Origin of the sequence: Bradyrhizobium sp. Ash2021 (assembly GCF_031202265.1) — a bacterium.
Lineage (GTDB): Bacteria > Pseudomonadota > Alphaproteobacteria > Rhizobiales > Xanthobacteraceae > Bradyrhizobium.
In genome coordinates this window covers 2,636,710-2,660,735 of record NZ_CP100604.1, presented here as the reverse complement: position 1 = coordinate 2,660,735, position 24,026 = coordinate 2,636,710, and the positions used below count along the sequence as shown (strand labels likewise).

The 24,026-nt window shown below is 60.4% G+C and carries 20 protein-coding genes; 8 read left to right on the top strand and 12 right to left on the bottom strand.

Translation table 11 applies throughout. The features are described from left to right. Window positions 1-121 precede the first annotated feature (121 nt). A complete protein-coding gene (locus tag NL528_RS12855; RefSeq protein WP_309183028.1) occupies window positions 122-559 on the top strand; it encodes a DUF2946 domain-containing protein in 438 nt (145 codons plus the stop codon). A gap of 156 nt (window positions 560-715) precedes the next feature. Next, window positions 716-3,007, top strand: coding sequence for a TonB-dependent receptor domain-containing protein (locus tag NL528_RS12850; RefSeq protein ID WP_309183027.1), 2,292 nt, complete (start codon window positions 716-718; stop codon window positions 3,005-3,007). A gap of 277 nt (window positions 3,008-3,284) precedes the next feature. Here NL528_RS12850 and NL528_RS12845 read toward each other — a convergent pair whose 3' ends face one another. The 4 genes from NL528_RS12845 to NL528_RS12830 all read right to left on the bottom strand — a co-directional run bounded on the left by NL528_RS12845 (window position 3,285) and on the right by NL528_RS12830 (window position 6,672). Continuing rightward, entirely contained in the window at window positions 3,285-3,797 is a 513-nt protein-coding gene (locus NL528_RS12845; protein ID WP_309183026.1) for an N-acetyltransferase, read from the bottom strand. A gap of 170 nt (window positions 3,798-3,967) precedes the next feature. Continuing rightward, window positions 3,968-4,903 (bottom strand): glycosyltransferase family 2 protein, encoded by a 936-nt coding sequence (locus tag NL528_RS12840; RefSeq protein ID WP_309183025.1) that lies wholly within the window; start codon window positions 4,901-4,903, stop codon window positions 3,968-3,970. Next, window positions 4,900-6,102 (bottom strand): hypothetical protein, encoded by a 1,203-nt coding sequence (locus NL528_RS12835; protein WP_309183024.1) that lies wholly within the window; start codon window positions 6,100-6,102, stop codon window positions 4,900-4,902. The genes NL528_RS12840 and NL528_RS12835 overlap by 4 nt, the downstream gene beginning before the upstream one ends. A gap of 81 nt (window positions 6,103-6,183) precedes the next feature. Beyond that, window positions 6,184-6,672 (bottom strand): NUDIX domain-containing protein, encoded by a 489-nt coding sequence (locus NL528_RS12830; RefSeq protein ID WP_309183023.1) that lies wholly within the window; start codon window positions 6,670-6,672, stop codon window positions 6,184-6,186. A gap of 155 nt (window positions 6,673-6,827) precedes the next feature. On the opposite strand from NL528_RS12830, the gene NL528_RS12825 reads away from it, so the two are divergent. After that, window positions 6,828-7,715, top strand: coding sequence for a metallophosphoesterase (locus tag NL528_RS12825; RefSeq protein WP_309184883.1), 888 nt, complete (start codon window positions 6,828-6,830; stop codon window positions 7,713-7,715). Here NL528_RS12825 and NL528_RS12820 read toward each other — a convergent pair. The 3 genes from NL528_RS12820 to NL528_RS12810 all read right to left on the bottom strand — a co-directional run bounded on the left by NL528_RS12820 (window position 7,712) and on the right by NL528_RS12810 (window position 10,380). After that, on the bottom strand, window positions 7,712-8,266 hold the full coding sequence (locus NL528_RS12820) for a hypothetical protein (RefSeq protein WP_309183022.1): 555 nt from the start codon (window positions 8,264-8,266) through the stop codon (window positions 7,712-7,714). The two genes, NL528_RS12825 and NL528_RS12820, sit on opposite strands and share 4 nt — an antisense overlap. Before the next feature lie 197 nt (window positions 8,267-8,463). Next, on the bottom strand, window positions 8,464-8,673 hold the full coding sequence (locus tag NL528_RS12815) for a hypothetical protein (protein ID WP_309183021.1): 210 nt from the start codon (window positions 8,671-8,673) through the stop codon (window positions 8,464-8,466). Window positions 8,674-8,742: 69 nt separating this feature from the next. Further along, window positions 8,743-10,380, bottom strand: a complete 1,638-nt coding sequence (locus NL528_RS12810; protein ID WP_309183020.1) for an isocitrate lyase — start codon at window positions 10,378-10,380, stop codon at window positions 8,743-8,745. Window positions 10,381-10,563: 183 nt separating this feature from the next. On the opposite strand from NL528_RS12810, the gene NL528_RS12805 reads away from it, so the two are divergent. Beyond that, a complete protein-coding gene (locus tag NL528_RS12805) occupies window positions 10,564-12,009 on the top strand; it encodes a short-chain fatty acyl-CoA regulator family protein (protein ID WP_309183019.1) in 1,446 nt (481 codons plus the stop codon). Between the two features lie 126 nt (window positions 12,010-12,135). Here NL528_RS12805 and NL528_RS12800 read toward each other — a convergent pair whose 3' ends face one another. Then, window positions 12,136-12,429, bottom strand: a complete 294-nt coding sequence (locus NL528_RS12800) for an antibiotic biosynthesis monooxygenase (protein WP_309184882.1) — start codon at window positions 12,427-12,429, stop codon at window positions 12,136-12,138. 359 nt (window positions 12,430-12,788) lie between these two features. After that, a complete protein-coding gene (locus tag NL528_RS12795; RefSeq protein WP_309183018.1) occupies window positions 12,789-13,514 on the bottom strand; it encodes a Crp/Fnr family transcriptional regulator in 726 nt (241 codons plus the stop codon). A 374-nt stretch (window positions 13,515-13,888) separates the two neighbouring features. Here NL528_RS12795 and NL528_RS12790 point away from each other — a divergent pair, with 374 nt between their 5' ends. Next, the gene (locus tag NL528_RS12790) at window positions 13,889-14,296 is read left to right on the top strand and encodes an EF-hand domain-containing protein (protein ID WP_309183017.1); all 408 of its coding nucleotides are present in this window, start codon (window positions 13,889-13,891) and stop codon (window positions 14,294-14,296) included. A 746-nt stretch (window positions 14,297-15,042) separates the two neighbouring features. Here the strand turns inward: NL528_RS12790 and NL528_RS12785 are convergent. After that, entirely contained in the window at window positions 15,043-16,332 is a 1,290-nt protein-coding gene (locus NL528_RS12785) for an ATP-binding protein (protein ID WP_309183016.1), read from the bottom strand. Window positions 16,333-16,337: 5 nt separating this feature from the next. Continuing rightward, entirely contained in the window at window positions 16,338-16,991 is a 654-nt protein-coding gene (locus tag NL528_RS12780; RefSeq protein ID WP_309183015.1) for an MEDS domain-containing protein, read from the bottom strand. A gap of 587 nt (window positions 16,992-17,578) precedes the next feature. Between NL528_RS12780 and NL528_RS12775 the strand changes: the two genes are divergently transcribed. From NL528_RS12775 to NL528_RS12765, 3 genes are all read left to right on the top strand, one after another. After that, window positions 17,579-20,026: an arylsulfatase gene (locus NL528_RS12775; RefSeq protein WP_309183014.1), complete on the top strand. Its 2,448-nt coding sequence runs from the start codon at window positions 17,579-17,581 to the stop codon at window positions 20,024-20,026. 36 nt (window positions 20,027-20,062) lie between these two features. Then, complete coding sequence (locus tag NL528_RS12770; RefSeq protein WP_309183013.1) at window positions 20,063-20,416, top strand: hypothetical protein; 354 nt, start codon at window positions 20,063-20,065, stop codon at window positions 20,414-20,416. Window positions 20,417-20,539: 123 nt separating this feature from the next. Further along, the gene (locus tag NL528_RS12765) at window positions 20,540-22,240 is read left to right on the top strand and encodes a hypothetical protein (protein WP_309183012.1); all 1,701 of its coding nucleotides are present in this window, start codon (window positions 20,540-20,542) and stop codon (window positions 22,238-22,240) included. 135 nt (window positions 22,241-22,375) lie between these two features. Here NL528_RS12765 and NL528_RS12760 read toward each other — a convergent pair whose 3' ends face one another. Then, window positions 22,376-23,686, bottom strand: coding sequence for a hypothetical protein (locus tag NL528_RS12760; protein WP_309183011.1), 1,311 nt, complete (start codon window positions 23,684-23,686; stop codon window positions 22,376-22,378). Window positions 23,687-24,026 lie beyond the last annotated feature (340 nt).

The window sequence follows — 24,026 nt, the reverse complement described above, 5'->3', positions numbered from 1 at the left end:
AATCCCACAGCGCTGACGGATTCCGCCTGACCTGGCCGGAGCTACGGTTGACACGGCCAGCGCCATCCGATGTTATAATATAACATCGGGACGGCCGTCCCTCAGGTGGGCCTCACGCGGCATGAAGTGGTTCCGAAAAAACATCAAAACCGGCTCGCGGCTGGCGCTGTTCGCGCTCGCGATCCAGTTTGCGTTGTCGTTCGGGCATTTCCACGGGATCTCCGCGCAGGCCGCGCCAGCGATCCAGGCCGCGCCAGCGATTCAGATCGGCCTGTCGCAGGCCGATCTGGCCCATATCGGTGCCGTTGCCGCGCCCGATGCGCCCAGTGAAGCCGCGCGGAAGCAACCGCCGTCCACCCCCGACAGCGACCAGCAACCGGCCGATGCCTGCGCGATCTGCGCCGTCATCGCGCTCGCCGGCAATGTGCTGTTCGCGACGCCGCCGGTGCTGCAGCTGCCGCAGGCGGTCGAACTTCTGTACCGCACGACCGACGCCGAGTTCATCCATTTGGGCTCGGTGCATCCGGCGTTCCAATCCCGCGCGCCTCCCATCTCCTGACATCGATTGATTGATGCGCCCTCGGGGCTCACTCGCATCATGCGAGGCGATCTCAAGGGACAAATCGAAATCGGTCCGTCACTTAATCGACGGCAAGGCGCTTCCTAAATTCGTCGACAACGCGAATTCCGGTCGCAGCTTCTCAGGATCGGGACAATGACGCGCTCATTAAGAACCACTTTCCTGCTCTCCAGTTCAGCGTCACTGCTGCTCGGCCTGGGCAACCCCGCAATGTCGCAGACCGCAGCGCCCGCGGCTGGCGGCACCACCAAGCTGCCTGAAATCTCGGTGACCGCGCCGCGCGTTTCCCAGCAGCCGCGGCGTCCAAAGACGCGCGTGACCACCGGGCAACGTCGTGAGGTGCCTGCAGCGGCACCGCAGACCGAAGCGCAGATCGTTGCCGGCAAGAACGAAAAATTCGACGAAGCCCGTCGGACCATCGATGCGCCGATCGGCGCGACCTCATATCAGATCAATCATCAGAACATCGAAGCGTCACCGCAGGGCGCCAATGCGACGCTGGACAAAGTATTGTTGCAGTTTCCGGGCGTAACACAGGATTCGGCCGCCAGCGGCGAACTGCATGTGCGCAACGAGCACGCCAATGTGCAGTACCGCATCAACGGAATCATGCTGCCCGACGGCGTCGGTGCTTTCGGGCAGATCCTCGACACCGGCATTGTCGGTAGTCTTGCCCTGCTTACGGGTGCGCTTCCGGCGCAATACGGCTTTCGCACCGCGGGCGTGCTGGACATCCAGACCAAGGCGGACGCCTTCAACAATTCCGGCAGCGTCAGCGTTTATGGCGGCAGTCACGGCACGATCACACCGAGCTTCGAATATGGCGGCACCGTCGGACAGACCCAATATTTCGTGTCCGGACGCTTTCTCCAGAATAATCTGGGGATAGAGAATCCTACACCGTCGAATGAAGCCATTCACGACCGCACGTCGCAGGAAAAGGGATTTCTCTATCTTTCGACCGTGCTCGACCCCACCAGCCGCCTGACATTCATGAGCGGTGTGTCCAACAGCACCTATCAGATTCCCAACAATCCGGGCCAGACGCCGAACTTTAACGTCAATGGGGTGACCAGCTTCGATTCGGCGCTGCTCAACGAACACCAGAACGAGTTCAATCAATTCAACGTCGTCGCCTACCAGAAATCGGTCGACGATATCGACTACCAGCTCTCGTACTTCAACCGCTACAGCCAGTTGCACTTCTATCCTGATCCGACCGGAGATCTGGTCTTCAACGGCGTCGCGTCGAACGTTTACCGTCAGAGCTTTGTCAACGGCATTCAGGAAGATACAGCCTGGCGCGTCGGTTTTGCGCATACCCTTCGTTTTGGGTTTTCCGTGAGCGCTGAGCGCTCTCTGGTCAACAACATATCCACCGTGCTGCCGGTCGATCCGGCAACCGGCAATCAGGTCGATCCCATAACCGGCAATCCGTTCGGTCCGCCATTCACGGTATTCGATTCCAGTTCGAAGACCGGCTGGCTGATCGGCACCTATCTTCAGGATGAGTGGAGGATCACCAACCAGTTGACCCTGAACGCCGGATTGCGGTTCGACCAGATGTATCAATATGTCGATGCCAATCAGCTCAGCCCGCGCGTCAGCCTGACCTGGAAGCCGTACGATGGAACGACGTTCCACGCCGGCTATGCGCGAAACTTCACGCCGCCACAGCAGGTTATCGCCGCCCCGACCAATCTCGCACTTGTGACGCCCCCCACCGCCCCCGCCAACACGCAAACTCCCGAGGTGGCGCTCAACAGTCCGGTACTGCCGGAGCGGTCGCACGTGTTCGACGTCGGCGTCGTTCAGAAGATCTATCCGATACCGGGCCTCGAAGTCGGTATCGACGGCTACTACAAGATCGCCCGCGACCTGCTCGACGACGGCCAGTTCGGCGCGGCCTATGTGCTGAACGGCTTCAACTACGACCGGGGGCAGAATGTCGGCGTCGAACTCAAAGCGAACTACACCAACGGCAATTTCCGCGCCTATGGAAACGTCGCCTGGGCCAAACAGATCGCCACCACCATCGTGTCAAACCAGTTTCTGTTCGGTCAGGACGAAATAGACTTTATCGCCAGCCACTATATCTACACGGACCATGCCCAGGTCCTGACCGCGTCCGCCGGCGCCTCCTATCTGTGGAACGGCACGCGGCTCAGCGCGTCGATGATCTACGGCAGCGGGCTTCGCTCCGGCTTTGCGAACACCGATCATTTGCCGTCATACACCCAGGTCAATGTCGGACTGTCGCACGATTTCAACATTGTCGCTCCGAACAAGCCGACGACGGTGAGGTTCGACGTCGTGAACCTGTTCGACAAGATCTACGAGATCAGGGACGGCTCGGGCATCGGTGTGTTTGCGCCGCAGTTCGGACCGCGCCGTGGTTTCTTTGTCGGCATTTCGCAGAAGCTGTGAAACTTGCTTCGCAGGGAGGCGGTCATGTCAGTCAAATGGGTGTTGGAGATATACGATAGCAGGCGCGAGGCCGCCTTGATCTCAACGCACAATTTGACGACTTCGCTTCCCAGCGAACGGCGATAGTGGAAAATCCAGCTTGCAAGTTTCTCATCGACCCATCCGACCATGCGACGCCAAACGAGTTCCAATGTCTGCTTGACTTGCGCTGCAAGGGTTTCGAGGTCGAACGCAAGTGATGGTGGTACGGCGTGCGCCGTTGCCCACCCCGCACGCTCTACCGCGCCTTGCTCCAGTCCGGCCGGATATCTCCGGAGACATCGGTGAACGCGCCTTCGACCAATTCAGCCACCAGCAGGCGGCTGTAGTCGACCGGTCCCGGCATGATCGCCCGCCCCTTCGGCACGGCCTTGAAACCGACGCGGCTGTAATAGGGCTCATCGCCGACCAGGATGACGAGGCGATGTCCCCTGGCTTTCGCGTCGTTCAGCGAGCGATCGAGCAGCGCGCGGCCGACGCCGCGGCCGCGGAACGGCGGCTCGACGGTCAGCGGCCCGAGCATCAATGCCGGCGTGTCGCCGATGCAGATCGGCAATTGGCGCACCGAGCCGACCAGCAGGGTGCCGATCCATGCCGTAAACGACAGATCGAGCAGATGATCGACATGTTCGCGCAGGCGATAGGCGCTCAGCACGAAGCGGCCGGGCCCGAAGGTTCGTTCGTGCAGGCGCTCGATCGCGTGCGCGTCATTCGGGGTTTCGGCCAATATTGTCAGGGAGAGGTCGCTCATGATCTCAATAGCGTTTTCAAGCGAAGTGGGCACCGGTTCGCGTTAAGAAAACGCGTCAGAAAATAGGTTAGAGCTTTGGTTCTGATCAAATCAGAACCAAAGCTCTAACGCGGGATAGCATCTGACGGAGGCGCGGTCTATCGCCCTGCCTTGCCTAAATTCGAGCAGTTTCAATTCCTGTCAATGGCCGGCTGGGACAAATAGGCCAGCAGCTTCATCTCGCGGCGGCCGCGCGTCACGGTGTCGAGCACCAGGCCGGAAGATATCGACAGGATCGCCACGATCATCAGGCCCATCGACAAAACCGCGGTCGGCAGCCGCGGAACGAGGCCTACCTCGAGATAGGTGATAATGACGGGGATCGCGAGGCCGATCGAAAGCAGCGCGAGAATGATGCCGATGGCCGTGAAGAACCGCAGCGGCCTTTCCGACCGGTACAATTTCAGGATGGTGCCGAGAATGCGGAAACCGTCGCGCCAGGTATTGAGCTTGCTGACCGATCCCTCCGGCCGGGCATAATACGGCGTCTCGATCTCGCTCACCGGCAGCGCCAGTTCGAGCGCATGCACGCTGAGTTCGGTTTCGATCTCGAAGCCGTCCGACAGCACCGGAAAGGATTTGACGAAGCGGCGCGAGAATACCCGATAGCCGGAAAGGATGTCCTTGAAGGCCTGGCCGAACACCGCGGACAGAAAGCTGGTGAGCATCCAGTTGCCGGTGCGGTGGCCGGGCCGGTAGGCGGCGACCGACTGATCGACGCGAAAGCCCACCACCATGTCGAGATGGTCGCCGACCAGCGTATCGATCATGCGCGGGGCGCTTGGGGCGTCATAGGTCGCGTCGCCATCGACCAGCACATAGATGTCGGCGTCGATATCGGCGAACATCCGCCGCACCACATGGCCCTTGCCCTGGCGGCGTTCGCTGCGTACGTCGGCGCCGGCGGCGCGAGCGACCTCGATCGTGCGATCCGTCGAGTTATTGTCGTAAACGAAGATTTCGGCAGCCGGCAGCGCTTTGCTAAAATCGGCGACCACGGTCGCGACGGCGGCTTCCTCATTGAAGCACGGCACCAGGACCGCAACCCGCAACGCCGGTGTCGTCATCGCCCGCCCGCCGAATCAGCACTTTTCATGGCTCGTTTATACCGTAATCGGGCTTTTGCCGGTTGCCGGAAGGTCAGGTTATCCGTCGCACGCTCGCCGCGCAGGTCGAGCGTCGCAAACAGCAGGGTCCAGAGCGAAAGCATATCGATGGGGATAATGTAGTAAGGCGTGAAGACCGGATGGGACATGAAGAAGATCAGGTTCACAATGAGATTTCCGGCGACCGCGAGCGCAACCCGTTTTGCGCTTCCGTGATCGGAACGCCATAGCCAGGCGGTCCAGGCGGCGGCGATGGCCAGCAGGGTGAACTGCACGTCCACGAAATAGCGCCAGAGGATGCCTGAGTTCAGCTCAGGCGCCACGACGTCGACGCCGCCATAGGTCGTCGAAAACGGACTTCCGGCATTGATCGCATTGGCCATCAGCGTCGGCACGATCCCGATCAGGAAGGCAACGCCAAAGGCGGTACCCTGCAGAAACGTTTCCTTGTTTCGCGCCTTGAGGAACGAACCGGCGAGGAACAGAAAATAGCCTGCCGACAGGAACAGGTTCGGCAGGCGGAAATTGACGGAAAGGCCGATCAAGAGGCCGACCAGCGCGGTCAGAACAAGCCGTTGCCGCCCTCCCCCATCAAAAAGTCTTGGCGTGAGATAACCCGCCGCTGCGCAGACCATCATGGTCGGCGCCATCGAGTAGCTCGCCTTGGTCGGATTGATCATCAGATAGAGCGCGGCAAAGCCGAACAAAGCGGCCAGCGCAAGCGAGGCCGGTTCGCGCGCCCGGAACAGTCCAAGCAGCGCAAAACCGAAGATGGTGATGCTCGCCAATGCGTAAAGCGGAATCACCTGAAAGTCCGCCGGAAACAGCGCCAGCGCAAATCCGGTCCCCGGCGGGTATTGCATGACGTATTTGTCGGCTTTCTCGATCCATGTGTGGCAGGGAATTCGCTTCACATCATTCCATTCCGGGAAGCCGATCGCCTTCAGTCGGTCGACGAGATAATGATCCTCGTCGCGCGCGATGTTGGTATCGAGCCCGCCGGCTCCGAATTTCTGGAACAGATGCGCCTGCCTGAGATAGCAGACGTCGTCATAGACTCCGCGGCTTTCGCTCCAGCGCGATATCGTCCAGATGTTGCTCGCCAGCACCAGCAGAAGGCCAATGCCGCAAAGGAGCCTGAGGGATTTCAGCTTACGCATGTCGAACCGGCCAATGCCCTGATTTCTCCGCTTCTAGGCGCTGCGATAGCGGGACGCAACCAAGCCGGTCGCGCGGAGGCGTCAACGCCAGGTCGCGATCGGCGCCTTGCCGCCGAGCACTTCGGCGATGCGGTGGCGGGTCCCCGGGGTTGTGTCATCGGGCAGTGCTGCCAAATCGAAGAATCCGCATTCGACAATCTCGCGATTGGGCTCCGGCAGGCGGTCCTGCCGAAACTGCCTGACGACATAGACCGCGACGTGATCGCGGTGCGAAACATGGCTGTTAAGGAACACGCCGTGCAGCACGGGCTCGTCGGTCAGCTCAATCCGCCCCTCCTCCATGAGTTCACGCCGCAACGACTCCAGAAAGGTCTCGCCGACCTCGACACCCCCGCCCGGCAGATACCAACCGCTGACATAACTGTGCCTGACCAGGAACACCCGGTTGTCGCCGTCGAGGACAACGGCGCGGACGCCGAGCGTCATGCCGCGGGCCAGCCACCAATAGAGATGAAGAACCCGCCGCAACTGCGGCTCGAAGCGTTTTCGCAGATCCTGCAGGGTCGTCACTGAGACCTCGGATGGACGGGCATTGCGTTTGACCCCGGACGTTTGATGCTTGCGCGGGCGCGGCCGGCTTGCCAATACATTTGCGGGATCTTGGGATATCGAGAGATGATCGTGCACCGGCTCTATATCACAGGCCATCCGGGAGGACGAAAGTGATGGCTGCGTTCACGCTGGCGCATCTGTCCGACCCGCATCTGCCGCCGCTGCCACCGGCGCGGCTGCGCGATCTCGCGGGCAAACGCGCGCTCGGCTATCTCAACTGGACCCGCAACCGGCACAAATATCACCGCCGCGACGTGCTCGACGCGCTGGTCGCCGATCTCAAGGCGCAACAGCCGGACCACATCGCGGTCACCGGCGATCTCGTCAATCTCGCGCTGGAGGCGGAGTTCACGCCGGCGGCGGCCTGGCTGGAAAGCATCGGCGCACCGCAGCAGGTGACGGTCATTCCCGGCAATCACGACGCCTATGTCCGCGCCACCAAGCACCGCTTTGCCGGGACATTCGCCGACTACCTGCGCGGCGATACCGAGGCTGGCGTGACGTCCTATCCGTTTGTGCGCCGGCGCGGTCCGCTGGCGCTGATCGGCGTCTCGTCGGCGGTGCCGACGCCGCCCCTGATGGCGACCGGCCGGCTCGGCCGCGCGCAGCTCGATGCGCTCGATCGCATCCTGGCGCAGCTGTCGTCCGAACAGGCGTTTCGGGTGCTGCTGGTGCATCATCCCCTGCACTCGGATTCCCGCATCAAGCAGCTGACGGATTCGCGGCAGTTGCGCGCGGTGCTGCAGCGGCACGGCGTGGACCTCGTTCTGCACGGCCACGACCACATTCATTCGACGATGTGGTTCGACGGCCCGAACGGCAAAATACCGGCGATCGGCGTGCCGTCGGCGTCGGCGCTGGCGCACCGGCATTATCCGTCCGCCGCCTACAATCTGTTTTCGATCGAGCGCAACGGCGACGCCTGGCGCTGCGAGCAGACGGTGCGAAGCCTGGGCGAGGGCTTGCGGGTGCAGCAATTGAGCGAGACGCGGCTGCTCTAGAAATTGCGCAGGCTCGCAAACAGCGCCAGGGCGAACAGCGCGGCGGCCCCCAGCAGGAAGCCGAGCACGAAGGTCCAGAACCCGCCGCGCCGCGGTTTTTCCGGCGCGACCGGTTCTACGATCGGCGTTGCGACCATCGCGTGTTCGCGCTCGATCATGCGGCGCGCGACATAGTCGGTGACGGCATCGACGATCACGGGGACATCGTGCGATTCGGCCAGCACGATGCGGCCGAAGCGGGTGTCCTGCACGAAGCGGTAGATGCGCTTGTCGCGTCCCATCAGGATATGCGCGACCACATCGATCCACAGCCTCGGCGTTTCGCCCTGGCTGACGCCACGATCGAACAGATCGACCTGCTCGGGGACCTGCGCAAACAGCGGATCGAGCGCCTCGTTCAGGATTTCGAGGCGCGCGACTTCCGCGTCGCGCAACTCGACGACGACGCCGATGCGATCGGCAGCCTCAATCCGCGCCTGCCGGAGCGCATCGCGCAACCGCGTCGGTCGCGGGTCGCTGGCGGCGTGGCCGGTATTCTGCGCGTCTGACATCCTGGGGCGCCTTTGTCCTGATCGGTCCACATTAACCTATCAGTAACCAGATTTTCCGCAAAGGCCGTTTGTTTCCAATAACTTACGCCTTTGGTCGGTTGGAAAACCAGACGGCCCCACCCGGAAATCCGGATGGGGCCGCCCGTCGCTAGGCTTTCCTTGGACGTTTCTTGAGACGTTGATCAGACAGCAGCCGGTCAGGCCGAGACCCGCGAGGGTTCTTCGACGATGGAAAAGCGCACGCCGGCCTTGTGACGGTTCTCTTCCGATACGACGCGCCAGGCGTCCTCGGCTTCCTTGCGGGTCTTGAACGGACCCTGCACCTGAGCCGAGCCTTCCACGAGCTTGTGGAAGTTCATCGAACCGAACTCGCCGCCAATCACCCAGAAATTGCTGCCTGTGGTCATGATAGTCTCCTGTTGCGTAGCGTGTTCAGTCTGGAATCCGACCAGACCCCAGACTGATCAATTGCACCGTTAGCCGAACTGGTTCATCGTGTTGTGGACGCCGCCCGCCTTCAGAGCGGCCTCGCCGGCGAAATATTCCTTGTGATCGTCGCCGATGTCAGATCCAGCCATGTTCTGATGCTTTGCACAGGCGATGCCCTGACGGATCTCCTGACGCTGAACATTCTTCACATAGCCTAGCATGCCCTGATCGCCGAAATACTCCTTCGCGAGATTATCAGTCGACAGAGCTGCCGTGTGATAGGTCGGCAACGTGATCAGATGGTGGAAGATGCCGGCACGCTTTGCTGAATCGGCCTGGAAGGTGCGGATGCGCTCGTCGGCTTCAATGGCCAGCGGCGTATCGTCGTATTCCGGCTTCATGAGTTCGGCCCGATTGTACTTGCTGACATCCTTGCCGGCTTCCTTCATCGCGTCGTACACCTGCCAACGGAAGTGGAGCGTCCAGTTGAACGATGGCGAGTTGTTGTAGGCCAGCTTCGCGTTCGGAACCACCTCGCGAATGCGGTCAACCATCTTGGCGATCTGCTCGATATGCGGCTTCTCGGTCTCGATCCACAACAGGTCGGCGCCGTTCTGCAGCGAGGTGATGCTGTCGAGCACGCAACGATCTTCGCCGGTGCCGGCACGGAACTGATAGAGGTTGCTGGCAAGCCGCTTCGGACGCATCATCTTGCCGTTGCGGTTGATGATGACATCGCCATTCCTGGCGTTGGCGGCCGTCACTTCCTCGCAATCCAGGAAGCTGTTGTACTGATCGCCGATGTCGCCGGGCTTGTGGCTCACGGCGATCTGCTGCGTGAGACCGGCACCCAGCGAGTCGGTGCGGGTCACGATGATGCCGTCTTCGACTCCCAGTTCGAGGAAGGCATGGCGGCAGGCCCGGATCTTCGCCAGGAACACCTCGTGCGGCACAGTCACCTTGCCGTCCTGGTGGCCGCACTGCTTTTCGTCGGAGACCTGGTTTTCGATCTGCAGAGCGCACGCACCTGCTTCAATCATCTTCTTTGCGAGCAGATACGTCGCCTCCGCATTGCCGAAACCAGCGTCGATGTCGGCGATGACGGGCACGACATGCGTCTGGAAGTTGTCGATCTTTTCGATCAATGCCTTTTCCTTCGCCTGGTCGCCTGCCTTGCGAGCGGCGTCGAGGGCGCGGAAGGTATCGTTGAGCTCACGGGAGTCCGCCTGACGGAGGAAGGTGTAGAGCTCTTCGATCAGCGCCGGCACCGAGGTCTTCTCGTGCATCGACTGATCGGGAAGCGGTCCGAACTCGGAGCGAAGCGCGGCGATCATCCAGCCGGAGAGATACAGATAGCGGCGATCGGTCGTGCCGAAATGCTTCTTGACCGAAATCAGCTTCTGCTGCGCGATGAAGCCATGCCAGCAACCGAGCGACTGGGTGTACTTGGTGGGATCGGCGTCATAGGCAGCCATATCGCTGCGCATCAGCGCCGCGGTGTACCGGGCAATGTCCAGGCCGGTCTTGAAGCGGTTTTGCAGACGCATGCGCGCCACGGCTTCGGCAGCGACGCCGTTCCAGGTCGGCTGGGTCTTGAGGAGCGCTTCAGCAGCTCCAACCTCGCTCAGATAGGAAGCCGGTCCTTGGATAGGCCGGTCGCTGATGCCTCGTGGCTGATAGTTCATATGCGTGATCCTTTAATCGACATTCGTGACAGTGCATTGCGAAATGCGTGTCAGGAGCTAAACGTGAGATTCCTTACTTCGTATAGACAGCTTGTATTCGAATGGTGATGTCATGTAACATATGGACTTGTCATAGATGTCATTTTGTAATTATTGTCACAAAATTAGGTCAGCGAGGCTGCCATGGCAGGCGATTCCGGAAAGAAGCTGTTCGTTGGCCCGAGATTCCGGCGGATCCGCCAGCAACTCGGCCTGTCGCAAACCCAGATCGCCGAGGGGCTCGGCATTTCTCCGAGCTATATCAACCTGATAGAGCGCAATCAGCGGCCGGTGACGGCGCAGATCCTGCTGCGGCTGGCGGAAACCTATGACCTCGATCTGCGCGACCTCGCCACCGCTGACGAGGACCGCTTCTTCGCCGAACTGAACGAGATCTTCTCCGATCCCTTGTTTCGCCAGATCGACCTGCCGAAACAGGAACTGCGCGATCTCGCCGAATTGTGCCCAGGCGTCACCCATTCATTGCAACGGCTGTATGCCGCCTATACCGAAGCCCGCCGCGGCGAGACCCTGGTCGCGGCGCAAATGGCCGACCGCGACGAGGGCACGCGATTCGAAGCCAACCCGATCGAGCGCGTCCGCGACCTGATCGAGGCCAACCGCAATTATTTCCCGGAGTTGGAAACCGCGGCGGAAAATCTGCGCGACGAACTGAACGTGCCGGCCGAAGGATTGTTTGCGGCGCTCGCGGCACGGCTGCGCGAAAAGCACTCGATCGTCACCCGCATCATGCCGGTCGACGTGATGCGCGAGACGTTGCGGCGGTTCGACCGGCATCGCCGGCAGTTGCTGATCTCCGAACTAGTCGACGGCCCCGGCCGCGCGTTCCAGCTCGCGTTCCAGATCGGGCTTGCCGAATGCAGCACGAGTTTCGAGACCATTGTCAATCGCGCCGGCCCGCTCGACGACACGCCGCGGCGGCTGTACCGGATTACGCTGGCGAATTACTTCGCCGCCGCCGCCATGATGCCGTATCAGGCCTTCCATAGCGCAGCGGAAACGCTGAGTTACGACGTCAACGTGCTGGCGCAGCGTTTCAATTCCGGATTCGAGCAGATCTGTCATCGGCTCACCACGCTGCAGCGGCCGAATGCGCGCGGCGTGCCCTTCTTCATGCTGCGCGTCGACAATGCCGGCAACGTCTCCAAGCGATTTTCCTCCGGCACCTTTCCGTTCTCGAAATTCGGCGGCACCTGCCCCTTATGGAACGTGCACTCGACCTTCGACACCCCGGACCGCCTGCTCAAGCAAGTAATCGAGCTGCCCGACGGCACGCGCTATTTCTCGATCGCGCAAATGGTGCGCCGGCCGGTGGCGCCGCATCCGCAGCCGCAGCCGCGCTTTGCGATCGGCCTCGGCTGCGAAATCCGCCACGCGTCGCGCTTGATCTATGCCACCGGCATGGATCTGGAAAAGACCGAGGGCACCCCGATCGGCGTCAATTGCCGGCTGTGCGAACGCGAAAATTGCAGCCAGCGCGCCGAGCCGCCGATCACACGAACCTTGATCCTTGACGAGAACACGCGGCGGGTGTCGTCGTTTGCATTCTCCAATGCGCGGGAGTTGTGAGGGCGACAAGCTGAATCCAGCGTTGAGGCCGTCATTGCGAGCGCTAGCGAAGCAATCCATCTCGCCGCGCGAAGAAAGAGTGGATTGCTTCGTCGCTTACGCTCCTCGCAATGACGTCGTAGGGCCTCACGCCAGCGTATGCACGATCACCGGACCGGCGAACGCCGTGGCGGGGCCGACGAGGAGCGGCGCAAGGTCCTGCTCGATCCAGGCGAGCACGCGCCGGTTGGCTTCCTCGGCGCCGGCGTGATTGTTGAAGAGGCTGATCGCGGTCACGGTGTCGTCGGGGGCGTAGACCACATAATAGGCCATGAAGCCTTCGACGTCGCTGATGATCGGAATGGCGCCTTCCTTGATCCGGCGCGTCAATTCCTCGGCCATGCCGGTCTTTGCCTTGCCCTGACGGATCGCGGCGTACACCTCCTCCGACTGCATTCAAAATCGCGGGCTTGTCTGCCCGCTTGCGCATCGCCACTCTACGACGCCCGCAGCGACTTCCCGATTCAAATTTCAAAGAGCCGGGGGATATAATTTCGGGATATGACTTCGCGATCCCGCGGCGCGATACGCCCGAGTGTTTGTACGAACCACCCTCGAGAAGAGAGGGCGCAGGGAAATGCCGGATGCCCGCTGCACCCGCAGCCCCTGTGCATTGGTAGTAAGCACAGGGTAGTCATCACAGGTACCCCGGAACACCCGGCATTCCCTGCGCAATGGTTGTGGGCTGTTCGGGCCAAAGCTGAACTCACCTTGAGACTCTGAGACAGTCCTTCGAGCATTCAGGCATGTGAGCCGGTGGGAGGGCCGAGTAGTCGGTCGAATTCCCGCTTGCTGACGGCATAGCATTCGCACGCACGACCTTCGAGCTTTTTGCGATCGAGGATCGACACCTGTCCGCGATGATAATCGATCAAGCCATCACCCTTCAACTTGCGGGCCGCGAGGGTCACACCGGTGCGCTGCACGCCGAGCATCATCCCGAGGAATTCCTGCGTCAGCAGGAATTGATCGGACTGTACCCGGTCATGCGTCATTAGCAGCCAGCGGCAGCACCGCTGTTCGATGGGATGGAAGTGGTTGCAGGCCGCCGACTGCGCCACCTGATCGAAGAAGGCGTGCGCGTAATGCAGCATCACGGTGCGCATGCCCGCGCTGTGTTGAAGCGCCGATCGCAGGATCTCCGCTCGCAAATGCAGCCCGGCACCCGGGACCTGCACATAGGCAGACATGGGTGTTAGTTCATCGCCCAAAAGGATCGGTAATCCCACGATGCCTTCATTGCCGATGGTGCCGACCTCGGAGGCCGATCCGTCCGCCATCGTGTTCACAAGGGATGCCACCCCGGTCACCGGGAAATAGACACTGCGCAGAGGTTGGTTGGCTTCAAAGAGCGGCTGCCGATACTCCAGGGTAACCGCCTTTAGATGCGGACGCAGCGCATCAAAATCCGAACGCGGCAGCAGTTGCAGCAACCTGTTTCGGTACGATTGGGTCGGTTGGTCCATTTTTGGCTCCCACGTCGTCGCCCCCTGCACCATTGTGCGGTATCGCGGTGTGAGAATTTCCAGGTGTCGTCTTTACGATAGCCGACAAACTATAGGCAACGCCGATTTACCCTTCCGACGTGGGGTTACATGGGCCGTTCCCCAGGTGTGCTCGACGCTTGCTGGACGAGAGCGGGCTCGCATCGCCGGCATTTCCCGGGACATCATCGGGAGCCATGACTGCGGTGGGTTTTGGCGGACGTCTGGATCAAGGAAGACACGCCCAGCGCCCGCAACGCCAGATCAGGTAGGACGTCTCGCGCGCATCCCGGCAGGGAACTCGCGTTCGCCGACGGAGTTGCCCAGTACAAATCAGAACCGGGAAAGGTCACCCCATGATATCGCGCCGCACCTTGGTTCTCGCTCTTATCGCCGGTGCTTCGCTGGTCGGCGGGTCGCCGGTCCTGGCGAAGTCCCGCCAGTCCAACTGGATTCGAATGCTTGACACGGATAACGACGGCACGGTCGACCTCGCGGAAGCGAAAAAGGCTGCATCAGCGTTGTTCGACAAGTTAGATCGGGACCATGATGGCACTCTCGACAAACGTGAATTGGCTGGCAGATTGACGCAGAAGGAGTTGGCCGCTGCCGATCCGGACCACGATGGAACGCTCACGAAGGACGAGTATCTCGCGGTAGTCGAGCAGCGTTTCGGTGCCGCAGATCCAGATCACGATGGGACGTTGGACGCCAAGGAATTGAACTCAAAAGCCGGGCAAGCTCTTTTGCGACTTTTGAAATAGTCGCACGCCAAACTCTCGGTGCGTTCTCGAAGATAGTGAGGGGCCCGAGGTATCCAAAACCGCTGCGGCCACGGGGACTCCTGGTCCGTCCGCGGAGATGTCCGCCCCTACCAGAATGCAATGTGACCATGCCCTGCGACTTTTCGTTTTCGCAAGCGCGCGGCGCGAAGGTTTCGCAGTACACACGATACGATCATGCCGCCGTAGCCGAGGCAAACATCCCCCTTGGTCAGGATGTCGGTGGTCGCCCGGCCGGTTGCCCTCGGTCTTTCTGCGGTTGCGGCGCGGCAATGCGCGTGTTTGGACGTATTGTGCCGGAATTAAACCTCGCGGCTAATTGGCTGCGCTTTCCGCGTGCATCGCCAGCACCTGGAATGGTTGCAGCGCGACGTGGGCACGTCTTTGTCCTGGAACAACACCTTGGGCGCGATATGTGGATGGCATATGACGCCAACTCAGGCGGGCACGCAACGCGAATTCACGCGCGTTCGCTGCGAGGCTATGCGGTCGTCAACCCGCACGCGGCATGAAGATGGGCACTTCTCGGACTTGGCGCGATGTCCGCCTTAAGTTCCGCAATGTAGCACCTTTGAGACATGCCGACCGGTGCTGACGATGTCCGTTGATCGGGGTAGACCGGAAGCGGCTGGCAGAGGGTCGCAACGGCGCTCTTGACCCATATGCGACATGGCTAGATTTCGCCTGTCGGCACGTTATGCAACGCGCGTCGCTATTCAGGAATGACGTTAGCGAATTTGATCACCTTGGCCGACGCTCGTCGGCAACTCAAATTGGAAAACCGAGCCTTTGGCGATTCCCCGCGTCACCCAAATACGGCCGTTATGGCTTTCGATAATAGAATGGCAGATGGAAAGGCCAATTCCCATACCACGCTCTTTGGTCGTGAACATCGGGTCGAAAATACGATCGAGGTTGGATGGGGCGATACCCGTGCCGGTATCCTCGACGGCCACGTGAACAAAATTTGGTTTGCTAACGCAGGATCGTATGCTCAATATTCGCAGCGCTCCCGTCTGCATCGCCTCAATGGCGTTCATGACCAAGTTTAATACGACTTGCTGCAATTGAACTCTGTCGCCTTCCAAGGCCGGGAGTGATTCATCGAGTTCTGTGCGCAGCTCTACTCCATGCCTCTGCAACTCGTGGCGCACAATAGCAAGAACCGTGAAGATCAGCTCGTTAATGTCGATTGGGTTTCTCGCCTGCGTTTCCTTTTTGAACATTCCGCGAAGGCTTGCGATGATTTCACCTGTACGGAGACCGTCCCTTTCGATTTGATCCAGCGCGTCTCGCGCCTTTTCTATGCTCGGCTCTCTCAATGCAAGCCATTGTCGGGCGGCACTGGCTTGCATTACAATCCCGGTTAGTGGCTGATTGATCTCATGAGCAATGGACGCTAGAAGGACGCCCGCTGTCGCTAGGCGATTCATGTGGACCAGCTCAGCCATTGTCCGCTGCAATTCAGCCGTCCTTTCCATCACCGTCATCTCAAGTTCGTCGCGGGCTTTGCGAACTTCCTCCTCAGCCCGGCGCCGTTCATCAATCAAGTTCGCGCTGCGGAAGGCTGTCGCCGCATGATTAGCAGCCACTGTGAGCAGCATCCTGTCATTTTCGGTTGGGAAGTTGCTACGCTCACAGCCGATGGCTACAAGACCAGCGTCAGCGTTGAACCCAAGAGGAATAATGATACCGCGGAGCGATTTCAATCTGTCGTCAAAGCTAATAACATTTGGAATGATCTGCCGACGCAAAGACCCATCGAAAGTAGAAAATTGGGCCTGCAGCCAGTCTAAAAATTCCCTGGTGGCGCATCCACTCGTGACGTCGATCGTCACCCCTCCGGTGGGATCGAGCAAGCGTACGAACGCAAAATCAAAACCCAACGACCCCACCAGTATGTCAGCTAGTCCGGCGGCGATCGTGCGCGGTGCGATCCCGATCCACCCCGCCGGGATGGTCGAAAGTGCAACTAAATCCCGAAGCGCTGCTCGCAGCCGGAGATTCTCGTCAGCCATCACTATCAATGTGCTTGGATCGCGCTGCGCCGAGCCGATTTTCTCTCTCGGAGTTCAAGGAGGAACTGGTCTGGAGGAACAAAGAACGGGTTCTCCTGGAGCACCCCTCCGACAATCACGACGGGGTGAACCCGCAACATGTCCATCACCAAGCTGGCACTGAAGTTCGTCAGATCGTAGGTGCAGATTACCGGATCGTTGTATTTGGAGACCGCGTAGTTGACGCGCGTCTCGTATTCCAACCAGTTATCTTCGCCTGCCTTGTCCACCAGGGACGGTTCCACGCGCGACACAAATCTGACGAGGGCATTACCGGCCGCCGCCCCTGATCCGAGCACCTCTTCGAGCAAGGCGAGCATCCCATCTTGATCGAAGCGATCGTCGCGCAGGTAAGCGTCCTGCCAGCGCCGCAGCTCCAGCTGTCCGGTTGCTATCGCCTGCTCCACGTCTATGCCAGCTTCGGCGAGTCGCTTCAGATGATCGTCCCGCAGCTCGGGATCCACGATATGAAAAGCCTTGTCGCCCCGCTCGAACCCCTCTTTGATGAACGAGCGAAGCACCCTGTGCTGCTCGTCGAAGCCATTGAAAAAAGCGCAAATGTGACACTGTGTGCCAAGCACGCCATCAGCTACGTGGACGGGACATTCATTGCCTCTCATGATGGACCTCCGCGAGAATGGATTTCCGCCTCCCACCCGCAGGACATTTCGTGAACGTTAATCTTGAGGAGTATGAAGTCAAGGTCTCATTTTGCCGCTAGATTGAGCAGTAACTCACGCGTCATGATCCGATTACTGCAGCATGCGCATCTTCTTCTGTATGCTGATTGGCTCCATCGCGTGAGGCGCGCTTCGCCCTCGTCCTCGCGTGCGTGTAGGCATACAAAACCGATACGCACGCGGACGCAGCGAGTGCGCAATTTCAAGACGGCCAGAGCGCTCGGCCTCGATATGCCGTGAATACTCATCGTTCACGCCGACAAGGTGGTCGAATGATGGGACATGTGTTGCGGTGCATGAGTCCGGAACTGGCACTTTTGAGACGTGCCGACGGACCCTGAAGATGTCCGTTGATCGGGGTAGACCGGAAGCGGCCGGCGGACTGCCAAAACGGCGCTTTTGACCCATAACGGTTATCCCGGTGGCGGAGGTTCGACCTCGGCCCAACCGGTACCTTTGACTTAAATCAAAGCGAGCTGGCTCCGGGCTGACATTACCTAAGTTTGCGATGAATGGAGGATTGAGCGATGAAAATCCTTCGTAGCATGCTCGCTGCCGCCAGTGTTCTCGCTCTCGGTTGTTTGTCAGCATCCGCGCAGCAGGTCACAGGTGCTCCTGGCTCACCCGGAGCCACAACCACCATAGACGGCAAACAACTTCCGCCGCCCGACCCGAAATTCAGCGGAGTGATCAAGGAAAAGGCTTCCGAGTCGACGCCTTGGTGGGCGCCGCGCGTGGTGCCGCCGAAAGGCGCGCCAAATGTCCTGCTGATCATGACGGATGATCAAGGTTTTGGGGCACCGGGCACCTTCGGCGGCGTTGTGCCCACTCCAACTATGGATCGCATTGCGCAGGCCGGACTACGCTACACGAACTTCCATTCGACGTCGCTATGCTCACCGACACGGGCGGCGATCATCACGGGACGCAACCATCACTCGGTAGGCTTCGGGGTGGTTGGCGAAATCGCAACAGGTTTCCCGGGTTACGACTCTATCATTCCGATCGAGAAAGGCACGATCGGCACGATTTTGAAGGCGAACGGCTATGCGACCTCTTGGTTCGGCAAGGACCACAACACGCCCTTTTACCAGGCGAGCCAAGCCGGGCCCTTCGATCAATGGCCGAATGGAATGGGTTTCGATTATTTCTACGGCTTCGTCGGTGGCGACGCGAGCCAGTGGCAACCGAACCTGTTCCGCAACACGACGGCCATCTATCCCTTCCAGGGCAATCCCGGCTGGAATCTGGAGACGGCGATGGCTGACGAGGCCATCCAGTACATGAAGCAACTGAAGGAGATCGCGCCCGGCAAGCCGTGGTTGGTCTATTACGTGCCGGGTGCAACGCATGCGCCACATCATCCCACACCCGAGTGGGTTAAGAAGATCAGCGACATGCACCTCTTCGACGAGGGCTGGAACAAGGTGCGCGAGAAAATCTTCGCCAATCAGAAGCGGCTGGGCATCATGCCCGAGAATGCCAAGCTGACCCCTTGGCCGAAAGATTTGCCGGAATGGGACTCTCTGAGCTGGGACGAGAAGAGGCTCTTCATCAAGCAAGCGGACATCTATGGGGCCTATCTCGCCTACGCCGACCACGAGATCGGGCGGGTCATCCAGGCCGTCGAAGACCTCGACGAACTGGATAACACCTTGATCATCTACATCGGTGGCGACAACGGCGCGAGCGCCGAAGGCATGCTCAACGGCACGCCGAACGAGTTCACCACGTTCAACGGCGTTCCCGTGCCGGTGAAGGACCAGTTTCTCTGGTATCCGTTCTGGGGATCGGAGCGGACGTTCCCGCATTTCGCGGCGGGCTGGGCGTGGACGATGGATACGCCCTTCAAGTGGGTGAAGCAGGTGCCGTCACACTTCGGTGGCACGGCCCAGGGCGTGGTCATGTCATGGCCCGGCCACATCACGGAGGCCGGCGGCATCCGCCGTCAGTTCCATCACGTCATCGACATCGTGCCGACCATTCTCGAAGCGGCCAGCGTTTCCCAACCCGACACGATCAACGGGATCAAGCAGATTCCCATCGAGGGTGTTAGCATGGCGTACACGTGGGCCAAAGCGAACGCCAACGCGCCCTCGCAACACACCACCCAATATTTCAAGATGCTCGGCAATCGTGCTATCTATGATGACGGGTGGGTGGCAGCCACGACCCCGGTAACGCTGCCGTGGGAGCTGAGCACCAAGACGCCGCCGGACGTGATCACCGGGTACAATTGGGAGCTCTACAACGTCAAAGAAGATCCTACGCAGTCTGATGACCTCGCTGCAAAAATGCCCGACAAGCTCAAGCAGATGCAGGATCTCTTCTACGCCGAGGCAAAGAAGTACAATGTGTTGCCGCTCGACAATACGACGCTCGCACGCTGGAACACGCCGCGTCCGAGTCTTACGGCGGGGCGAACGGTGTTCACCTATTCGGGTGAACTGACTGGCACGCCGGCGAGCGCGGCGCCGGACATCAAGAATAAGTCCTACACGATCACTGCCGAGGTCGAGATCCCCGATGGCGGCGCGGAGGGGATGATCGTCACCGAGGGCGGACGCTTCGGCGGCTACGGCCTTTTCCTGAGCAAGGGCGAGTTTGGAGTCGGCCGAGGCAAGGCGGTGTTCCTCTATAACCTGCTCGACCTCAAGCGCACCATATGGGAGGGACCTGAGCTGGAAGCTGGCAAGCACACCATCGTGTTCGATTTCAAATCCGCCGAGCCGGGTTTGGGCAAGGGCGGTACCGGCGTGCTGTCCGTCGACGGGAAGGACGTGGCGAGGAATACGCTTGAGCACACCACCCCGATCACGTTCCCGGAGGACGAAACCTTCGACGTCGGCCAGGACACACGCACCGGGGTAGCACTGCTGGAATATCGCTACGAGGTTCCGTTCAAGTTCACCGGCAAGATCAACAAGCTGACCTTTAAACTCGAACCGGAGCCACAAACGCAGGGCAAAAATTAACGGCTGGTCGTAAGCGCGAATTATGCAGTTGGCGCGATGAAAAAAGTGCTGGTCTTCGCTGCTATTGCCGAGGCTGTCACAGGACTGGCGTTGCTGGTTATTCCATCGCTGGTTGGTCAACTGTTGTTCGGTCAACAGCTTGTCGGAGTCGCAATCCCAGTCGCGCGTGTGACTGGGATCGCACTGATCGCCTTGGGAATATCCTGCTGGCCAGCCACACCGCTCATTGGGATGTTCGCCTATAGCTCGGTCGTAACGCTGTATTTTGCTTATGTTGGTTTCGTGGGGGAGTTTTCGGGGGTGCTTCTGTGGCCCGCGGCCGTAGTTCACGCCATTCTGTCATTCCTTCTCGGTCGTGCTCTTTTGGCTGCTGAGCCGCGCAGCAAGTAGTGTCGGCTCTTGGCACTTTTGAGACATGCCGACGGACCCTGAAGGTGTCCGTTGATCGGGGTAGACCGCAAGTGGCCGGCCGACTGCCAAAACGGCGCTTTTGACCCAAACGGGACATCGGCCATGGATCGGCCGGTCGGCCGAAAAAAACCTTCCCGCCCTTCGACACCCGCCCCGGTAACAGATATTATTCTTCAGCGTGAATTTGGTTCAGGTGGAGAGCTCATCATGAAACAGCGCACGGTCATCGCCAGCGTCGCCGCGCTTCTGTTCACGACTGCCGCCGCACTTTGCCATGATGAACACGAGGGCCACGGCGCGCATGGCCAGGTCGGCAACGTCAATTTTTCGAACTCGTGCGCCGCCGCCGTACAGGCGGACATGGCGCGCGGCGTCGCCATGCTGCACTCGTTCTGGTTCAGCGCGGGCGAGCAGGTTTTCCGCGATGTGCTGGCCAGGGATCCCAGCTGCGCCATCGCGTATTGGGGCATCGCTTCTCTGCTGATGACGAATCCGCTGGGCGGAGCCGGTCCGCTGCCAAAGGATGCCGAAAAGGCACAGGCGCTGATCGATCTCGCGCGCCAGATACCGACCACGGCGCGCGAGCGTGATTACATCGAAGCCGTTGGCGCCTACTATCAGGATTGGGCCAACCGCCCCGAGCGCGCCCGCCAGGAAACCCGCTCAAGGGCTTACGAAGCGCTCGCGGCCCGCTACCCGGATGATGACGAAGCCCAGATATTCAGCGCGCTGTATATTGCGGGCACACAATCGCAAGCCGACCAGACCTACGCGGCTTACGCCCGGGCCGCGGCAATCCTGGAGCAACAATTTGCCAAACATCCCGATCACCCCGGGGTCGCGCACTATCTCATCCATTCATACGACGCGCCCCCGCTCGCCGCCCGGGGCCTCACCGCAGCGCGCCTCTACGCCGGCATCGCGCCTGACGCGCCGCATGCGTTGCACATGCCGTCGCATATCTTCACGCGGGTGGGCGCCTGGGAAGACTCGGCATCGACCAACCGGCGCTCCTTTGAGGTGGCGGTCAGGGGCGGCGAGTTGCCCGAAGCCTATCACGCCAGCGATTACGCGGTTTATGCGGACCTGCAACTGGCACGCGATGCGGCTGCACTCGGTGTGATGGCGGACGCATTCAAGGTGAAGGCGTCTCCGTCACAGGGCGCCGTGGCCTACGCCTCGGCCGCGATGCCGGCCCGCTATGCGCTGGAGCGCGGTGACTGGCTCGCGGCGAAGCAACTCTCACCCGTGGCGAGCGGTCTTGCCTACACGGAAGCGATCACGCTGTTTGCCCGCGCGATCGGCGCCGCTCGCTCCGGCGATGCGGCCGCTGCCGAACAAGCGGCTTCCGATCTTGGCGTCCGGCATCAGAAACTCGCCGATGCCGGGAATATTTACTGGGCAACGGAAGTGGAAATTCAGCAGCGCGCGGTTGCGGGCTGGATCGCGTTCGCCCACAAGAATGTTGACGACGCCCTGAAACTGATGCGCGAAGCCGCCGATCTCGAAGACAGGAACGAAAAACACATCGTCACGCCCGGCCGTATCCTGCCTGCCCGCGAATTGCTCGGTGATTTGCTGTACGAGACCGGCCAGCCGGTTCTCGCGCTCAGAGAGTATGAAGCATCGCAGCAGCGCGAGCCGAACCGCTTCCGCGGATACTATGGGGCCGCGCGCGCCGCAGAGGCCGCGGGCGATCGTGATAAGGCCGCCACGTATTACGGCAAGCTGCTCACGCTCGCAACAAACGCCGATACCGAGCGTCCAGAACTGGCACACGCAAGAGCTTATGCCGGGCGGTGAAGCGGGTGCGACCGTCTGGCGTAATAACCGTCAGCTTTACCCCAAACCGGCATTCGGCATCGCCTTGGCGCGCAGCGCGCGTTAGCCCGGCAACAGGTCGCGGCTCTTGAGCCGCGACCTCTTCACCGGCTCAGCCTATCTTTCGGCTCTTTCGTCCATGCGCGCCCCTGTCCCGTAGACTGCGATGCATCCGGTCAGGCAGTTGGGAAACGCATTATTTGCACCAACCGGAACGAACACATGGTTGTTTTCGGCATTGGCGGCAACCGAATGGGCCGTGCTCGCCGCATGAAGCAGCGGACCTGTGGTTACCGCAGGCACGTTGAAGGTGGGCACCAGTTGCTTGACGGTCTTATCGCGCGCATCGATGACGCCGAGGATCGCGGCTCCCTGAGCGGTCAGGGGTGTTGCGGCGATGACCTCGGTCGGACGCAACGGGCTGGTCGAGGACGCCGTGTAGTAGTTTCCGTCACCCTTGTTGAACCATACCTCGTCGCCAACACCGACGCCGGGCACCATCTTGTCGATTGCACCCGTCCTGGCGTCGAGAATGACCTGAATCGGCGCCGCGGTCACATTCTTCGTCGGATCCCAGGCATTGCCCGCGGTGTCAAAAACCGTGTTGCAGCCGGCGAGCAGATCGACGTTGGGACCCACGGTCAGCCCTGCCGGCTGGCAGAACTGGATCGGATATTGCACTTCCACCGTGCCGGCAGTTGATATCCGGACGACGGCCCCATCCTTCAAATTCGGGCCGACCTGCGGGATCGACAGATAGAACTTGCCCGTCACCGGCTCCCACACCGGCTGTTCGGCGCCATTGGTCGCGTTGACCCCGGTATGCATCGTATCAAATGTTATTCGCTTTGCGACGGTGAGGGCACCGCTCACCTGGTTGACGTTGATCAGCGTCGCAAAGGGTGGCGTGTCGGCGTTGTTGACGACAAGCAGAAGTCCGTCGTTGGGATCATATGCCAGTTCGTCCGCGCGAAGGCCCGGCGCGCCGCCGGTGGAGACGTCGCTCACCGTATTGCCGGTGCGCAGATTGATCGTGACCACGCGGCTGTTGGCGTCGGTCACAAAGAGCCACGGAAACGCCGCAACGACTCCGTTGGGCCCGGAAGTGCCGTTGTTGCCGGTAAAGCCCTTGAACGCAGGCTTGGCGTTGATCTGGGAAATCAGCTTGTTGCTTCTTGCATCGACGACATCGACGACCGCGTTGGAGCGATCGGCAAGATAATATGTCTGCGTCGCCTGATCGACGAAGCTGATGTCGAACACGTACATGTTGCCGCCAGTTGTGTTCGCGCCCGTTCCGGGGATGGGAACGGTCGTCAGCAAGCGGACGGCCCCTCCCTCGCGCTCCATCGAGAATGCGTTGGTTGCAAGCGTCGCTGCGGCCAGCATGCCGACGGCGGTGCACAATAATGTTCGAGTTTTAAGCATTGCGTCGCTCCCTTGTTTTTTTTGGCGAGCCGGTGCTTTCGGCTCGCGAATATCATTGTCCGTTTTGGATAGTGTTTCAACCAGAGGTTATTTTCACGGCGTTGGAACCTCGACGCCGGATCGGGGTTTACTCCGCCCTCCGCGTCTCACTCCGTCGCCGGCGGGTTTCGAGACAGGCCGACGGGCCGTGAGGATGTCCGCTTTGCAGTGCGAAGCTGACCCGGACAGAGACGACCGGCGATCGCAGTGCTCAGCCGTGACGGCTATCAAGAAGCAAATTCGACCTATCGGATGATCCGCAGGGCAAGGATCGACACGCTTGCGCGAGTTCATCCTTGAG

Coding starts and splice junctions, on each gene's coding strand:
- NL528_RS12770 (WP_309183013.1), top strand. CDS start 20,063: ATGAAAAAAGTGCTGGTCTTCGCTGCTATTGCCGAGGCTGTCACAGGA.
- NL528_RS12845 (WP_309183026.1), bottom strand. CDS start 3,797: ATGAGCGACCTCTCCCTGACAATATTGGCCGAAACCCCGAATGACGCG.
- NL528_RS12815 (WP_309183021.1), bottom strand. CDS start 8,673: ATGACCACAGGCAGCAATTTCTGGGTGATTGGCGGCGAGTTCGGTTCG.
- NL528_RS12805 (WP_309183019.1), top strand. CDS start 10,564: ATGGCAGGCGATTCCGGAAAGAAGCTGTTCGTTGGCCCGAGATTCCGG.
- NL528_RS12840 (WP_309183025.1), bottom strand. CDS start 4,903: ATGACGACACCGGCGTTGCGGGTTGCGGTCCTGGTGCCGTGCTTCAAT.
- NL528_RS12780 (WP_309183015.1), bottom strand. CDS start 16,991: ATGAGAGGCAATGAATGTCCCGTCCACGTAGCTGATGGCGTGCTTGGC.
- NL528_RS12795 (WP_309183018.1), bottom strand. CDS start 13,514: ATGGACCAACCGACCCAATCGTACCGAAACAGGTTGCTGCAACTGCTG.
- NL528_RS12765 (WP_309183012.1), top strand. CDS start 20,540: ATGGATCGGCCGGTCGGCCGAAAAAAACCTTCCCGCCCTTCGACACCC.
- NL528_RS12850 (WP_309183027.1), top strand. CDS start 716: ATGACGCGCTCATTAAGAACCACTTTCCTGCTCTCCAGTTCAGCGTCA.
- NL528_RS12775 (WP_309183014.1), top strand. CDS start 17,579: ATGAAAATCCTTCGTAGCATGCTCGCTGCCGCCAGTGTTCTCGCTCTC.
- NL528_RS12785 (WP_309183016.1), bottom strand. CDS start 16,332: ATGGCTGACGAGAATCTCCGGCTGCGAGCAGCGCTTCGGGATTTAGTT.
- NL528_RS12760 (WP_309183011.1), bottom strand. CDS start 23,686: ATGCTTAAAACTCGAACATTATTGTGCACCGCCGTCGGCATGCTGGCC.
- NL528_RS12820 (WP_309183022.1), bottom strand. CDS start 8,266: ATGTCAGACGCGCAGAATACCGGCCACGCCGCCAGCGACCCGCGACCG.
- NL528_RS12810 (WP_309183020.1), bottom strand. CDS start 10,380: ATGAACTATCAGCCACGAGGCATCAGCGACCGGCCTATCCAAGGACCG.
- NL528_RS12835 (WP_309183024.1), bottom strand. CDS start 6,102: ATGCGTAAGCTGAAATCCCTCAGGCTCCTTTGCGGCATTGGCCTTCTG.
- NL528_RS12825 (WP_309184883.1), top strand. CDS start 6,828: ATGGCTGCGTTCACGCTGGCGCATCTGTCCGACCCGCATCTGCCGCCG.
- NL528_RS12855 (WP_309183028.1), top strand. CDS start 122: ATGAAGTGGTTCCGAAAAAACATCAAAACCGGCTCGCGGCTGGCGCTG.
- NL528_RS12790 (WP_309183017.1), top strand. CDS start 13,889: ATGATATCGCGCCGCACCTTGGTTCTCGCTCTTATCGCCGGTGCTTCG.